At 66.7% G+C, this 15,195-nt stretch carries 13 protein-coding genes; 10 read left to right on the top strand and 3 right to left on the bottom strand.

The genetic code is table 11. The annotated features are described in order from the left end of the window. Positions 1 to 26: 26 nt before the first annotated feature. From EV137_RS15535 to EV137_RS15555, 5 genes are read left to right on the top strand one after another with little or no spacing between them, the layout of a single operon-like run. The gene (locus EV137_RS15535; protein WP_238175350.1) at positions 27 to 857 is read left to right on the top strand and encodes a carbohydrate ABC transporter permease; all 831 of its coding nucleotides are present in this window, start codon (positions 27 to 29) and stop codon (positions 855 to 857) included. Continuing rightward, positions 854 to 1,666 (top strand): carbohydrate ABC transporter permease, encoded by an 813-nt coding sequence (locus EV137_RS15540; RefSeq protein ID WP_238175351.1) that lies wholly within the window; start codon positions 854 to 856, stop codon positions 1,664 to 1,666. Before EV137_RS15535 ends, EV137_RS15540 begins: the two co-directional genes overlap by 4 nt. Then, positions 1,663 to 2,328, top strand: a complete 666-nt coding sequence (locus EV137_RS15545; protein ID WP_134129773.1) for a hypothetical protein — start codon at positions 1,663 to 1,665, stop codon at positions 2,326 to 2,328. Before EV137_RS15540 ends, EV137_RS15545 begins: the two co-directional genes overlap by 4 nt. Next, positions 2,312 to 4,900, top strand: coding sequence for a GH116 family glycosyl-hydrolase (locus EV137_RS15550; RefSeq protein ID WP_202871005.1), 2,589 nt, complete (start codon positions 2,312 to 2,314; stop codon positions 4,898 to 4,900). The genes EV137_RS15545 and EV137_RS15550 overlap by 17 nt, the downstream gene beginning before the upstream one ends. Then, a complete protein-coding gene (locus EV137_RS15555; RefSeq protein WP_134129774.1) occupies positions 4,801 to 5,286 on the top strand; it encodes a hypothetical protein in 486 nt (161 codons plus the stop codon). Before EV137_RS15550 ends, EV137_RS15555 begins: the two co-directional genes overlap by 100 nt. A gap of 46 nt (positions 5,287 to 5,332) precedes the next feature. Here the strand turns inward: EV137_RS15555 and EV137_RS15560 are convergent, their stop codons facing one another. Both EV137_RS15560 and adh read right to left on the bottom strand, forming a co-directional pair. After that, a complete protein-coding gene (locus EV137_RS15560) occupies positions 5,333 to 5,713 on the bottom strand; it encodes a DUF779 domain-containing protein (protein WP_134129775.1) in 381 nt (126 codons plus the stop codon). A gap of 4 nt (positions 5,714 to 5,717) precedes the next feature. Further along, on the bottom strand, positions 5,718 to 7,241 hold the full coding sequence (gene adh, locus EV137_RS15565; RefSeq protein ID WP_134011971.1) for an aldehyde dehydrogenase: 1,524 nt from the start codon (positions 7,239 to 7,241) through the stop codon (positions 5,718 to 5,720). A gap of 83 nt (positions 7,242 to 7,324) precedes the next feature. Here adh and EV137_RS15570 point away from each other — a divergent pair, with 83 nt between their 5' ends. Beyond that, a complete protein-coding gene (locus tag EV137_RS15570) occupies positions 7,325 to 8,776 on the top strand; it encodes a helix-turn-helix domain-containing protein (RefSeq protein WP_134129776.1) in 1,452 nt (483 codons plus the stop codon). A gap of 106 nt (positions 8,777 to 8,882) precedes the next feature. Here the strand turns inward: EV137_RS15570 and EV137_RS40545 are convergent, their stop codons facing one another. Continuing rightward, positions 8,883 to 9,410, bottom strand: a complete 528-nt coding sequence (locus EV137_RS40545) for a hypothetical protein (RefSeq protein ID WP_166679899.1) — start codon at positions 9,408 to 9,410, stop codon at positions 8,883 to 8,885. A 189-nt stretch (positions 9,411 to 9,599) separates the two neighbouring features. Between EV137_RS40545 and EV137_RS15575 the strand changes: the two genes are divergently transcribed. From EV137_RS15575 to EV137_RS15590, 4 genes are all read left to right on the top strand, one after another. Next, on the top strand, positions 9,600 to 11,762 hold the full coding sequence (locus EV137_RS15575; protein ID WP_134129777.1) for a (Fe-S)-binding protein: 2,163 nt from the start codon (positions 9,600 to 9,602) through the stop codon (positions 11,760 to 11,762). Positions 11,763 to 11,849: 87 nt separating this feature from the next. Further along, complete coding sequence (locus EV137_RS15580) at positions 11,850 to 12,650, top strand: LolA-like protein (protein WP_134129778.1); 801 nt, start codon at positions 11,850 to 11,852, stop codon at positions 12,648 to 12,650. 97 nt (positions 12,651 to 12,747) lie between these two features. Next, complete coding sequence (locus tag EV137_RS15585) at positions 12,748 to 14,319, top strand: alkaline phosphatase D family protein (protein WP_134129779.1); 1,572 nt, start codon at positions 12,748 to 12,750, stop codon at positions 14,317 to 14,319. Next, entirely contained in the window at positions 14,316 to 15,185 is an 870-nt protein-coding gene (locus EV137_RS15590; protein ID WP_202871007.1) for a galactose-binding domain-containing protein, read from the top strand. Before EV137_RS15585 ends, EV137_RS15590 begins: the two co-directional genes overlap by 4 nt. The last annotated feature ends 10 nt before the right edge of the window (positions 15,186 to 15,195 follow it).

Raw genomic sequence — 15,195 nt, forward strand, 5'->3', positions numbered from 1 at the left:
AACGTCGTGACTGGCTGCCGGGCTACTTGTTCATCAGCCCAGCCATCCTGCTCTTCGTCGTCTTCGTCGCCGGGCCTCTGGTCGCCGCCTTCGCGCTCAGCCTGTTCCACTGGGATTTGCTGAGTACGCCGGAATTCGCGGGTCTGGACTACTTCAGGCAACTCGTCACCGACGGCGCCACCGTGCGTGCCGTGATCAACACCTTCGTCTTCGCGCTCGCGTCGGTGGTCACCCATATCGGGATCGGGATGCTGCTCGCGCTCGGCGTACACCGGACGATGACGCGCGGAACGAAGTACTTCGTCAGAACCGCCTATTTCTTCCCGTTCCTGGTGTCCTGGGCGGCGGTCGCGCTGATCTGGAAGTACGTCCTGGATCCGGCGTTCGGGCTGGCGAACTACTACCTCTCGGCGACGACGAACTGGCTCGCCTCGCCGACGCTCGCGTTGCCGACGCTGATCGTGGTCGACTGGTGGCACACGATCGGGTACACGTTCATCATCCTGCTGGCCGGGCTGCAGACCGTGCCGGCGCAGCTGCACGAGGCGGCGCGGGTGGACGGCGCGAACGCGTGGTGGCGGTTCTGGAGCGTGACGCTGCCGGTGATGTCGCCGACGATCTTCTTCGCGACCGTGATCACGTTCATCGGCGCGTTCCAGATCTTCGACCCGATGGTGATCATGACGCAGGGCGGCCCGGACGGGGCGACCCGGAGCATCGTGCAGTACACGTACGAGAAGGGCTTCCAGTCCTTCGAGGTCGGGTACGCCGCGGCGCTGTCGCTCGTCCTGTTCGTCGTGATCATGGTCGTCACCGGCCTGCAGTTCCGCCTGAGCCGGAGGTGGGTGCACCAGTGAGGGGCAAGCTGCTCGACCTCGTGCTGGTGCTCGGCGGGGTGGTGATGATCACGCCGCTGGTGTGGCTGGTCGTGAACGCGTTGTCGGAGCCGATCGACGCGTTCCAGTTGCCGCCGCGGTGGATTCCGCGACCGCCGACGCTGCAGAACTTCCAGCAGGTGCCCGACCTGATCCCGTTCGCGCAGATGGCCTGGAACAGTCTGCAGATCGCGGTGATCACGACGGCCGGCGCATTGCTGACGAGCGCGCTGGCGGCGTACGCGTTCAACCGGCTGCGGTTCCCGGGGCGGGACCAGATCTTCTCGGTTCTGCTGGCAGCGCTGGTTGTTCCGGTGCAGCTGACCGTCGTCCCGATCTTCATCATGATGCGCTGGTTGCATCTGGTGGACACGACGGTGGCGATCTGGTTGCCCGCGTTGGTGAACGTGTTCGGGATCTTCTTCCTGCGGCAGTACATCTCGTCGATCCCGCGGGAGCTGGACGAGGCGGCGATCATGGACGGCGCCGGGCATTTCTGGATCCTGTTCCGGGTGATTCTGCCGCTCGCGCGACCGGGGCTCACGGCACTCGGGATCTTCGTCTTCGAGGCGTCCTGGAACAACTTCTTCTGGCCGTACATCTTCCTGTCGTCGCCGGAGAAGATGACGCTTCCCGTGGGGCTGGTGTCGTTGCAGGGAGCGGTCGGCGGCGGTCCGGCCGTCGTACTGTTCGCCGCGATCACCCTGGTGGTGCTACCGATCCTCGTCCTGTTCCTGATCTTCCAGCGCTCGTTCATCGCCTCCATCGCGTCCACAGGCTTGCGCGCATGACCAACCACCCCGGCGCCACGCACGACCATCTCCCGACCGCGCTCAAGGCGCTCTGGCACGAGCTCCCTCTGCTGGCCACGGCCGGAGCCCTCGTCTGCGCAGCCTCGGCCGTTGTAGTACTACTCAGTCCAGGGCTGTCACCACTCAGCGTTCTCCTAGCCGCATTCGCCATCGCCCCGGTTTGGGCAGCCGTCGTCGCCACCATGGATGCAGTAGTCCGAGAAGACCGCGGCGGCGTACCCTTGCTGCTGAAGAACCTCCGCAGGCACGCACTAGCCGGGCTGGAGGTGGGTGTGGTTCCGGCAGTAGTGATCGCGCTCGCTCTACTGAACTGGCACCTGTACGCCGGACCGCTCTACGCCCTCCCCCTGGCAGTCAGCGGCTGTGCCGGCGTGCTGCTACTACTGGCCTCCTGCTACGCGTTCAGCCTGCGTATCACCTCAGGACTGCGCGGCAAGACACTCTGGTTCACCGCACTCCATCTGGTCGCCCGCGCTCCGCTGGTCCCACTCGGCGTACTCGCACTCGTTTTCGTCGCCCTGCTCCTCGGGACCTCGGTTACCGCCTCACTACTCCTGCTCGCCCCCGGTCCGGTGGCGTTGTTCGCCTCTGCCGGCACCTGGACTTCTTATGGGACGGAGAAACATGCACTACACCGGTGAGAACCTTCGACACTTCGCACTGCCGTTGGGAGGTCTCGGCACCGGCACCGTCGCGCTGGCCGGCAACGGTGCGCTGCGGCAATGGCAGCTGCACAACATCGGCAACCACGAAGGACATGTGCCGGACAGCTTCTTCGCGATCCGCCTCTCCCGGATCGAGCCGCCGCTCGACGAGATCCGCCTCCTCCAAGGCCTGCCGCTGGACCCCACCGACACCCCGCTGGTCACCGATGACGTCGTACCGGCTGGCGAGCAACGACTGCACGAGGTCATCCCGTCGATCGGTACGACGAAGGTGACCGCTACCTATCCCCGCGCCCGTGTGGTGTACGAGACGGAGCTGCCGATCGAGATCAGCCTGGACGTGTTCAACCCGTTGGTGCCGTCGGACGCGGCCGCCAGCTCGCAGCCGGTCGTCGGGTTCACGTTCACGCTGCACAACCCGGGTGACATCGCCATCCACGGCAAGCTCGCAAGCGCGCTCCAGAACTCGGTCGGCTGGGACGGCGTCACCCCGGTCGACGGCGTGTCCTGCAGCCTGTACGGCGGCAACACGAACCGCACCCGCCGCAGCGGCGGCTGGACCTCACTCGTCCTCGAAAACACCACGCTTCCTCTCGATCACCCCGGTTCCGGGCAGCTGGTACTCGCGACCGACTCTGACGCGTTCACTCACCCGCAATGGTCCCGTCCGGACGAATTCGTTGCCTTCCTCAACGGCCCCGTACACCAGGCGAGCGGTGCCAGCGCTCCGGGCACCACCTGGAACGGCGGCCTGGCGGTGCCGTTCAACCTCCGACCAGGTGAGACCGCCACGGTCCGGTTCGTGATCGCGTGGCACTTCCCGAACCGATATGTCGACTTCAACCAGTTCGGACCGCACCCGGAGTACGGTCACACCCGCTTCTGGCTCGGCAACGCGTACACCCGTCGTACGCCGGACGCCGTCGCCGCGGCCGACCACTTCATCGAGCACTGGTCCGAACTGGAAACACTGACGACCGCCTGGACGGAGGCGTTCGAGGAGAGCAGTCTGCCCGGCGAGGCCGGTGCACGGCTAGCAGCGCTAGCGGCCGATGTACGGAGTCCAACCGTCTTCCAGACCGCGGACGGCGACGTACTCGGATTCGAAGGCGTCCTCGGCGCGTCCACCGCGATGTGGGGCGGCCGGTACGGCGGCTCGTGTCCGCTCAACTGCACGCACGTGTGGAACTACGAGCAGACGCTGTCGCGCCTCTTCCCGGCGCTGGAGCAGAACATGCGTGACACGGAGTACGACGTCATGCAGGCACCGGAGGGGTACATCCCGCACCGGGTCCGTGCACCGCTCTACGTGAAGCAACTGTGGGACGTGGTGATCGGTGGACCGGAAGAGCCGGCCCTGGACGGGATGCTGGGCGCGGTACTCAAGACATATAGAGAGGTACGGCAGGGCGCCGGTCTGGACTGGTTGGTTCGACGTTGGCCTCAGGTGGTGCGCCTACTCGACCACATCCACGGCAAGTGGCTGCGGGACGGCGTACTGCGTGGCATCCAGCCCAGTACGCACGACATCGACCTGTGCGGTGTCAACTCGTTCATGGGCACCCTGTGGCTCGCTGCACTACGTGCGGCGGAGGAGATGGCGCTACTGCTCGGCGAGGACGCCAAGGAGTACCGCAGCCTGTTCGACACGGGCAGCACGGCGTACGACGAACTGCTCTTCACAGGCGAGTACTACCGGCAGATCCTGGACCCGGAGGAGACCCGTGACTTCCAGTGGGGTGACGGCTGCCTGGCCGACCAGCTGATCGGGCAGTGGTGGGCGCACCAGCTGGACCTCGGCTACCTGCTCCCGGAGGACCACGTGCGTACAGCGCTGCGAAACGTCGTACGGCACAACCTGCGGACCGGTTTCCGCGACTTCGACCACCCCTACCGCGTCTTCGCCGACGGCGACGACACCGGACTCCTCATGTGCACCTGGCCACACGGCGGCCGCCCCGACATCCCCACCCGGTACTGCGACGAGGTCTGGACCCGGCTCGGAGTACCAGGTCGCCGCCCACTGCCTCTACGAAGGCCTCACCGCCGAGGGCTTGTCCATCCTGCAAGGCCTCTGGACCAGGTACGACGGAACCCGCCGCAACCCGTTCAACCCGATCGAGTGCGGCGACCACTACATCCGCAACGCCGCGGGCTGGTCCGTCCTCGAAGCCCTCACCGGCTACCGCCACAACGCGATCACCAAGACCATCACCTTCGCGCCCCTCCCCCCGGCCCGATCAGGCAACACCTGGCGCTTTCCCTTCACCACCAACACCGGCTGGGCCACCGCCACCCACAACGGCACCACCCTCACCCTCACCTGCCAAACCGGCCACCTCGACCTCCGAACAGTCCACGTGGATGGCACGCCGTACCCGATCGACGCCCCCGTCATCCCCGGAAAACCCTTGGTGATCGCAACAACCTGACACCTACCGTCGAGGCATGGACCTCGTCGAGCGTGCGCAGGCGCTGCAGGCCGAGGCCCAGGAGCTCTATCGACTCCTGGACCTCGGCACGGCCTTCCCCTGGCAACCTGTGCTGATCGGGAGCGCGCTGTCGGGGTTGATGGTGGACCGCGACCTCGACGTCATGTTCGACGCCCCGGACGCGACGACCGCCGCCATCCTCAACGGCCTGATCACCCTGGCCGGCCGGGTGGAGTTGCGCAGCGTCGACTTCCGAGACGAGCGAGCGGACCGCCGCCCCACACCAGCAATCACCGACGAACGCTTCTACGCGGTGTTGCACACCGACGACTGGAAGATCGACCTGACTTTCTGGCTGCATGTGGTGAAGCGACCGCATGTGGCTGATGCGCTGCGGCTGAAGGGAGCGAGCGATGGGCAGCGGCGGCGGATTCTGGAGTCGAAGGATGCCGATGCCGACAGGGACAGTTCGGCGATCTACGCCGCCGTTCTCGGGAAATAGAAGAGTGCCGGCCGTCCGGCAACGCCACCGGACGGGCGGCACTCGATCAGGGGAGTCCTAGTTCGGCGGACTCTTTGTCGGTGAAGAGGCGGGAGCGGATCAGGAAGCGGACGCCCTCGGGGGCCTCCACCGAGAAGCCGCTGCCTCGGCCTTTCACCACGTCGACGGTGAGTTGGGTGTGCTTCCAGTACTCGTACTGGTTCGCGGACATCCAGAAGGCGATCGGATCGTCTACCCCGTCGACGACCAGGTCACCGAGATGCACGTCCGCGGACCCCGTGATGAATTCCCCGTCCGGGTAACACATCGGCGAGCTGCCGTCGCAGCAGCCACCGGACTGGTGGAACATCAGCGGACCGTGCATCCCGGTGAGGCGGCGCAGCCACTCCGCCGCCTCGTCCGTCAACAACACCTTCTCGACCGTCATGAGCTCAGAAGAACCCGAGCTTCGAAGGGCTGTAGCTGACCAGCAGGTTCTTGGTCTGCTGGTAGTGGTCGAGCATCATCTTGTGGTTCTCCCGGCCGATGCCGGAGTTCTTGTACCCGCCGAACGCCGCGTGCGCCGGGTAGGCGTGGTAGTTGTTCGTCCAGACCCGCCCGGCCTGGATCTCCCGGCCGGCCCGGTACGCCGTGTTGATGTCCCGCGACCAGACGCCCGCCCCGAGTCCGTACAGCGTGTCGTTGGCGATCTTCATCGCGTCGGCGTAGTCGTCGAACTTGGTCACCGCGACGACCGGGCCGAAGATCTCCTCCTGGAAGATCCGCATCTTGTTGTCGCCCTCGAAGACCGTCGGCTGGATGTAGTACCCGCCGGCCAGGTCGCCTTCCAGTTCCGCGCGAGCTCCACCGGTCACGACCCGGGCGCCCTCGGCGCGACCGATGTCGAGGTAGGCGAGGATCTTCTCGTACTGGTCGTTGCTGGCCTGCGCGCCCATCATCGTGTCGGTGTCGAGCGGGTTGCCGAGTTTGATCGCCTGCGTCCGGGCCACCGCGTCGCCCAGGAACGATTCGTAGATCGACGACTGGATCAGCGCCCGTGACGGGCAGGTGCAGACCTCGCCCTGGTTCAGCGCGAACATCGTGAAGCCCTCGAGCGCCTTGTCGTAGAAGTCGTCCCGGGACGACGCGACGTCGGCGAAGAACACGTTCGGGCTCTTGCCGCCGAGCTCGAGGGTCACCGGGATGATGTTCTCGGACGCGTACTGCATGATCAGCCGCCCGGTCGTGGTCTCACCAGTGAACGCGACCTTGGCCACTCTGTTGCTCGAGGCAAGCGGTTTGCCGGCCTCGACGCCGAACCCGTTGACGACGTTGAGTACGCCGGGCGGCAGCAGGTCGTGGATCAGTTCGAGCAGCACGTGGATCGAGGCCGGGGTCTGCTCGGCCGGCTTGAGTACGACGGCATTGCCGGCCGCGAGCGCGGGCGCCAGCTTCCAGACCGCCATCAGGATCGGGAAGTTCCACGGGATGATCTGCGCGACCACGCCGAGCGGCTCGTGGAAGTGGTACGCGATGGTGTCGTCGTCGATCACCGACACCGAGCCCTCCTGGGCCCGCAGCGCGCCGGCGAAGTACCGGAAGTGGTCGATCGCCAGCGGCAGGTCGGCGGCCAGCGTTTCGCGGACGGCCTTGCCGTTGTCCCAGGATTCGGCAACCGCGAGCAGCTCGAGGTTGGCCTCGATCCGGTCGGCGATCTTGTTCAGGATGTTGGCGCGCTCGGCCGGTGACGTCCGCCCCCAGCCCGGCGCGGCACCATGGGCGGCGTCGAGGGCACGCTCGACGTCGTCCGCCGTACCGCGAGCGATCTCGGTGAAAGTCTCCCCCGTGACGGGAGTTGGGTTCTCGAAGTACCCGCCCTTGACCGGCGGCACCCACTCCCCGCCGATGTAGTGGTCGTAGCGCGACTTGAACGTGACCGGGCTGCCATCCTGCCCAGGAGCTGCGAAGATCGTCATTGGTTCTCCTTCGGATACCCGACGTTGAACCGAAGGTAGGAGAATGAACGTTGCACCGACGTTGCAGCGCGGAGTGAGGCGGCATGGACGCACCGGATCAGGCCCGCCGGTTGAGCGAGTTGTACGACGAGGTTCTCGGCGGCGGCCGGGCAACGGCCGACCCGCGCCCGCTCGTTGCCGCTTCCTGGGAGCGCTCTCTGGCGGCCGCGGTCGATCCCGAGCTCGACGCGCCGCCGGTGATCGTCGACCCGGACGTGGTCGCGGCGCTCCGCGAGAACCACCCGCTGCAGGCCGTCCTCCCGGTGCTCCGGCAGACGCTGACCACGATCGCCGACGAGGCGTCGCACATCATGATCATCACCGACGCGCAGGGGACGATCCTGTGGCGCGAGGGATCGTCGGAGGTGAAACGCCAGGCCGACCGGATCGCGCTGTCCGAGGGTGCGGTCTGGTCGGAGGAGAAGATCGGGACGAACGGCATGGGTACGTCGCTCGCCGTCGGCCAACCGGTCCAGATCCACTCGGCCGAGCACCTGGTCCGCCGGATCCACGAATGGACCTGCGCCGCCGCGCCGGTCCACGATCCCGACACCGGCAAGCTGCTCGGCGCGGTCGACGTCTCCGGACCGCTGCGCACGGTCCACCCCGCCATGGTCGCCCTGGTGACCGCGGCGGCTCAGCTCGCCGAAGGACAGCTGCGGGTCCGGATGGCCGCCGCCGACGAGATGCTTCGCGCCCGCAACATGCGGCACCTGATGGCGCTCGGCGATGCGCCGGGGGCCTTGCTGACCCCGACCGGCCGCGTGCTCGCCGTCCAGCCGCTCGAATGGTTGCCCGACCGCCTCGTCGTACCGGACGGCGCCGACCGCATCGACCTCGGCGACGGCCGGGAAGGTCTGCTGGAGCGCCTGGACGAGGGCTTCCTGCTCCGCATGCCCGGTACGCCGGTACGCCGTACGCGACCGTCGTTGCGGTTGAAGCTGCTCGGCTCGGGACAGCCGATCGCGGTCGTCGACGGCCGCGAGATCGCGCTGACATTGCGGCGCGCCGAAGTACTCGCACTGTTGTTACTGCAGCCGACCGGGCTCACAGCCGACCAGTTGATGCTCCAGTTGTACGGCGACGAGGGCAACCCGACGACGGTCCGCGCCGAGATGCACCGGCTGCGGAACCTGCTCGGCGGCGGAGTCCTCGACACCAAGCCGTACCGCATCATCGCGGACGTCACCGGCGACGTGACCGAAGTACAGGCCGCGCTGCGCCGCGGCGATCTGCCGAAGGCCCTCGAGCTGTACGCCGGTCCGCTGCTCGCCCGCTCCGACGCCCCGGCACTGCGCTCCGAACGTGACGAACTCGACGCCACTCTGCGCCGCGCCGTCCTGGACGCTGCCGACGCGGACATGCTCTGGCAGTTCGCGCAGACGCCGGTCGGCGCCGAGGACCTCGAAATCTTCGAGGCCCTCGAGGCCCGTCTGCCCGTGGACGACCCGCGCCGCCCGGCGATCGCTGCCCGCCTCGCGCGGCTCGTCGACTGAGCGGACGCCCACCACTCAGCAACCTGTGCCGCAAGGCGCCCGAGGCGGTCCGGCGAGCGTGCGCCCCCGCGCACGCCGCCGTTTGGTGAGTGGCTGAGGTCCGCCTTCACTCGCGGCCGACGAGGATCCACATGTAGTCGCGGTTCTTGGTCGGGAACGTGGCGGTCTTGTTGCTGACTTCCTTGGTCTTCTTGCAGTCGCTGCTGGTGTACTTCCAGCGCACCACCTGGACCCGCCACGACTGCTTGAGCTGATGCAGGCGGCGTACCTTGTTGGCCGGCACTTCGGCGGTGTACGACCAACTGTCGGTGATCGCGTGGGACTTGCCGACCGTCTTGGAGTACTTGTTCTGGATCTCGGCGATCACCAGCGGGATGCTGACCCCGAGGTCACCGGACCAGGACGAGTTCGACTCCGAGGTAGCGGTCTTCTGGTAGGTGATCCGGCCCGGCCCCTCCATCCAGTCGCTGTAGAGGTTCGTGCCGACGTACACCTCGTGCCCGCCGCGGGTGTACCAGTTGACGGTGTTCGTGTCGCACTTCTTGGCCACGGCCGGTGCCGCGCTCGCCGCGGCCGGCACCACCAGACCGGTCGCGATCAGTACTCCAGCAGCGATTACCCGACGAAGACGCATGGTTCTCTCCCACCGAAACCGATTGACAGATACTGCGGTTGCAGTGGTTAGAAACTTACGGATTGGTCCACCACGAGCACAACGAACCTTCTGTAACGCTGTGTGTCGGTTTGGTGACAGCGGAATTGGCGGCGTGACGAGCCCTACACAGACATGACTGACGGGTAACCGACCAATAACATCGCTGGTATGCAGATCCTCGCCATCGTCGTCTCGCTCGCGGTGACACTGGTCGCCGTCGCGCTGTTCGGCAAGACGATCGGGCACATCGTGTCCGTGATCAAGCTCGGTCAGCCGGTCTCCCGGACCGATGAGCCGGGCAAGCGGACCGTCACCCTGGTCAAGGAATCCCTCGGCCACACCCGGATGCTGCAGTGGAGCCACATCGGGGTGATGCACTGGTTCGTCGCGTTCGGGTTCATCGGGCTGTTCCTCAGCCTGGTGACGGCGTTCGGCCAGCTCTTCGACCCGCACTGGGCACTGCCGATCATCGGGCACTGGTTCGTGTTCGAGTGGGTCAGTGAGGCGCTCAGCTGGACCGGCCTGCTGTCGATCATCGGTCTGATCGCGATCCGGTTGCGCAACCTGCCGCGTCGCTCGGGCGGCGAGGAGGGCCGGTACTCGCGGTTCTACGGATCGGTGTCCTGGCAGGCCTACTACGTCGAGTACACAATCCTCGGCGTACTGATCTGCATCCTGTTGCTGCGCGGTCTCGAGTACCAACTCGGAGCAGGCGACAAGTTCCACTTCCCGATGACGTTCTTCCTGGGCAGCGGACTGTTCGGCGGGCTGAGCGAGCACGGTCTGGAGAACGCGGTCTACCTGGTCGCGATGGTCAAGATCCTGATCTCGTTCGCGTGGATGATCACGATCTCGCTGAACGCGACGATGGGCGTGGCCTGGCACCGGTTCACCGCCTGGCCGAACATCTGGTTCAAGCGCAAGGCCGACGGCGGTACGGCGCTCGGCGCGCTGCAGCCGATCTCGGTCAACGGCGCCCCGATCGACTTCGAGAACATCGACGAGCTGGACGAGGACGCGGCGCTCGGTGTCGGCAAGGTCGAGGACTTCACCTGGAAGGGCCTGCTCGACTTCACCACCTGCACCGAGTGCGGGCGGTGCCAGTCGCAGTGCCCGGCGTGGAACACCGACAAGCCGTTGTCGCCGAAGCTGATCATGATGAACCTGCGCGAGCACGCGTACGCCAAGGCGCCGTACCTGCTGGCCGCCGATGACGACGCCCGCAAGTCGTTGCCGGAACTGGTGCTCGCCGAACAGGACAAGCCCTTGGTCGGGCCCGCGGACGTCGCGGTCATCGACGAGGACGCACTGTGGGCGTGTACGTCGTGCGGTGCGTGCGTGCAGCAGTGCCCGGTCGACATCGAGCACGTCGACGCGATCATGGACATGCGCCGGTACCAGGTGCTGATCGAGTCGTCGTTCCCGTCCGAGCTCAACGGGCTGTTCAAGGGTCTGGAGAACAAGGGCAACCCGTGGAACATGAACCCGTCCGGCCGGATGGACTGGGCCAAGGACCTGCCGTTCGAGGTCAAGCAGGTCGGTTCGGACGTCGAGTCGCTGGACGAGGTCGAGTACCTGTTCTGGGTCGGCTGCGCCGGTGCGTTCGAGGACCGCGCCAAGAAGACCACGCAGGCAGTGGCCGAGCTGTTGAACATCGCCGGCGTTTCGTTCGCCGTACTCGGTGACGGCGAGACCTGCACCGGTGACCCGGCGCGGCGGTCCGGCAACGAGTTCGTGTTCCAGCAGTTGGCGATGCAGAACGCGGAGGTCTTCAAGGAGACGAACGTCAAGAAGGTCGTCTCGACCTGTGCGCACTGCTTCAACACATTGAAGAACGAGTACTCGCAGCTGGGCGTCGAGCTCGACGTCATCCACCACACGCAGTTGCTGAACCGGCTGGTCCGCGACGGCAAGCTGACCCCGGTCGCGCCGGCCGACAGCTCGCTCAACGGGCAGAAGATCACGTACCACGACCCGTGCTACCTCGGCCGCCACAACCAGGTGTACGACGCCCCGCGCGAGCTGCTCGACATCATCCCGGGCGCGGAGTACGCCGAGATGCCGCGGAACCAGACGAAGTCGTTCTGCTGCGGCGCCGGCGGCGCGCGGATGTGGATGGAGGAGAAGCTCGGCACCCGGATCAACCTGAACCGGACCACCGAGGCGGTCGAGACCGGTGCGGATAAGATCGCCACCGGCTGCCCGTTCTGCCGGGTGATGCTGTCCGACGGCCTCACCGCCAAGCAGGCGGACGGATCGGCCCGCGAGTCCGTCGAGGTCCACGACGTGGCCCAGCTCCTGCTCACTTCCGTAAAGCGTGGGGAAAGCTGACCTGCAACTAGCTGCAAAACACTTCCTCCCCGGGTGGTCCAGACCATAAGATCCACCGTCTGCATCATCTGGGGAGGAAAACGCATCATGAAGTTCCGCGCCGCCGTGGCCACCGCGGCCGCCGTACCGCTCGCCCTCGGCCTCGCCGCTTGCGGTGGAGAGCCCAAGGCCACCGGCTACAAGCCGACGACTCCGGCCACCACAACGGCCGCACCCAAGCCGGCCGCCACCAGCACGTCCGCACCGGCCAAGCCGGCAACGGTCGTCCACCTGAACCGCGTGACGTTCGTCCCGGCGATGACGACGGCGGTCAGCAAGCAGAAGGCCTGGCACACGGTCGGCACGGTCACCGCCAACGGCTCGCCCCTGATGACGATGGACGGCGTCCAGACCACGAACCCGGTCGCCATGTCCATGGAGATGTCCGGTGCGGCGTTCCAGGGCAAGACCGCGAAGATCGTCGTGATCGGGAAGACCGCCTACCTCTCGATCCCCGGGCTGACGCCGGCCGGGAAGTACAAGAAGGTCGCGTCCGGTCTGAACGACCAGCTGACCGAGCTGATCGAAGGCGGCGACCCGACCAAGATCTACAAGTCCTTCGACAAGAGCATGGTCGACGCCAAGTTCGTCCGCACCGAGACGATCGGCGGGCAGCAGCTCGACCGGTACGCCGTGACGGTGAACACCGCGAAGGCGCTGGCCCTCCAGGGCAAGAAGGTCCCGGCCGGCCTGCCGAAGACGCTGACCTACTCGATGTGGCTGGACAAGTCCCACCTGGTCCGGCGGATGACCTTCGACCTCAGCGGTGTGTCGATGGTGATGACCATGTCCGACTACAACAAGCCGGTGAACATCACCGCGCCGCCGGCGAGCAAGATCGTGAAATAGGCCGGAATCGGTCATTTTCCCACCCTGTTGTGTGAACTTCTCGTAATCTCCCGTTACGGATGTGATCACCTCAGGATGATCGGGTGGGTGGGTGCCGATGCCGACTACACGACGCAACTTCCTTACCGTCAGCGGAGCAGCGGCGGCGCTCGCGCTGAGCGGCAGTCTTCCGGAGATCAAGACGGCCGCAGCGGGCTGGACCGGCCGGGTGGACCGGCGGGATCCGTTCACGCTCGGTGTCGCGTCCGGCGATCCGTTGCCGGACGCGGTGGTGATCTGGACCCGGCTGGCCCCCGATCCACTCGCGCCGTTCGGCGGGATGGATCGGCGGCCGGTCGAGGTGCAGTGGCAGGTCGCGGAGGACGAGGAGTTCCGCCGGATCGTCCGCTCCGGCACGGCCAGGACGGGGCCCGAAGCGAGTCACTCGGTGCACGTCGACGTACGCGGTCTGCGGCCCTGGCGGCACTACTGGTACCGCTTCCGCGTGAACGGGCAGCTCAGCCCGGTCGGTCGGACCAGGACCGCACCGGCGTACGACGCTGTCGTTCCTGAGCTGTCGCTGGCGTTCGCGTCCTGCCAGGCATGGTGGGAGGGCTGGTACACGGCGTACGCCGACATGGCGAAGCGCGACCACGACGTGGTGTTCTTCCTCGGCGACTACATCTACGAGTTCGGGATCGACCGCGGCATCCGGCCGCATTCGAACGAGCCGTACATCACCCAGCAGACCGTGACGCTGGACGAGTACCGGCAGCGGTATGCGGCGTACAAGCTGGATCCGGATCTGCAGAGCGCACACGCGAAGGCGCCGTGGATCGTGACGCTCGACGACCACGAGGTGGTCGACAACTGGGCCGACGAGGCGCATCCGAGTGCGCCGCCCGCCCAGTTCCGGGTACGCCGGGCCAACGCGTTCCGCGCGTACTGGGAACACATGCCGCTGCGCCTCTCAAGCCTGCCCAAGGGTCCGGACATGCAGCTGTACCGACGGTTCAGATACGGGCGGCTGGCAGAGTTCAGCGTGCTCGACACGCGCCAGTACCGGTCGGACCAGGCGTACGGCGACGGCACGAAGGCGCCGGGGCCGGAGACGAAGGACCCGGCGCGGACGATCACCGGTGACGCTCAGGAGAAGTGGCTGCTCGACGGGTGGGCCGCGTCGCAGACGCGCTGGAACGTGCTGGCGCACCAGACCGCGATCGCCCGGCTGGACACGAAGGACGGGCCGGAGGTGCTGGTCCCGATGGACACCTGGGACGGGTACGAGGCATCGCGGAACCGGATTCTCGGCGGCGCGGTACAGCGCAAGGTTCGCAACCTGGTGTCGATCGCGGGCGACCTGCACCGCAGTGTGGCGTCGGACCTGAAGCTGGACTTCAACGATCCGGCATCGGCGACGGTCGGAGCCGAGTTCGTCGGTACGTCGATCACGTCCGGGATCGACGGTCAGGACCTCGACGCCGGCGGCGCGACGTTGCTGCGGGAGAACCCGCACATGAAGTTCGGCAACTTCCAGCGCGGGTACGTCAGCTGCTCCATCACGCCGCAGCGGTGGATCTCCGACTACCGCGTCGTCGACAAGGTGTCCGTCCAGGGCGGCACCGTGAGCACTCGGGCCAAACTCCTCGTGGAGGACGGCCGCCCCGGCATCGCGGAGGTGCAGAAATGAGGATCCGCCGACAGACCGTCGTCGCGGCCGGCACGCTGCTGGCGGCCGCCGTGCTCGGCTCCAGTTCGATGCCTGCGGCAACCTCCGACGTGGCGGCGACCTCCGACGTGGCGGTGAGCGTCGCTCCGGAGCAGCTGAGCGTGGTCGGGCTCCCATGCTTGCCCAGCACCCTCAACCTGACGATGACCAACACCGGCAGCCAGGACCGGTACGCCGACCTGACGCTCGAGCCGACCGGTCCGCTGCAACTGTCCCGCACGCTCTTCTCCTCGTGGCTGCCCGCGGTCGATCCCGACCAGCCCGTGTCCGCGCCGGTCGAGATCCGGGTCCCGCGCGAGACCAGGCCCGGCAGCTATCAGATCGGCGTCGAGGTCGACCGGTCGCGGGTCACGGTCCCGGTGACGGTCGAACCGCTGCCGTCGAAGGGTCCCGGTGACAACCTCGCGCTCGGCGAGCAGGCGACGGCGTCCTCCACCCACGGCAACTTCACCCTCTGCGGCGCCGTCGACGGCGACAAGGACCCAGAACACTGGGACACCCTGACCGGCTGGAACGACGGCACCCGCGCGGTCTTCCCCGACACGTACGACGTCGCACTGTCGGCCCCCGCCACCGTGAACCGGGTAGAGCTCTACACGCTCGACTCAGCGAAGTACCCGGCACGGCTCAACGGCCTACGCGACTGGGACATTCAGGCCAAGGTCGGAGGCGTATGGCAGACCGTCACACAGGTCCGCGGCAACACCCTGGGCCACGTCACGTCGACCTTCGACCCGGTCCAGGCGGAAGCTGTACGTATCCTCTGCCTCGACGGCAACGACCACACCTACTCCCGCATCGTCGAACTCGAGGTCTACGGAACCTAGGTCAACCATT

The organism is Kribbella pratensis (assembly GCF_004366075.1).
Classification (GTDB): domain Bacteria; phylum Actinomycetota; class Actinomycetes; order Propionibacteriales; family Kribbellaceae; genus Kribbella; species Kribbella pratensis.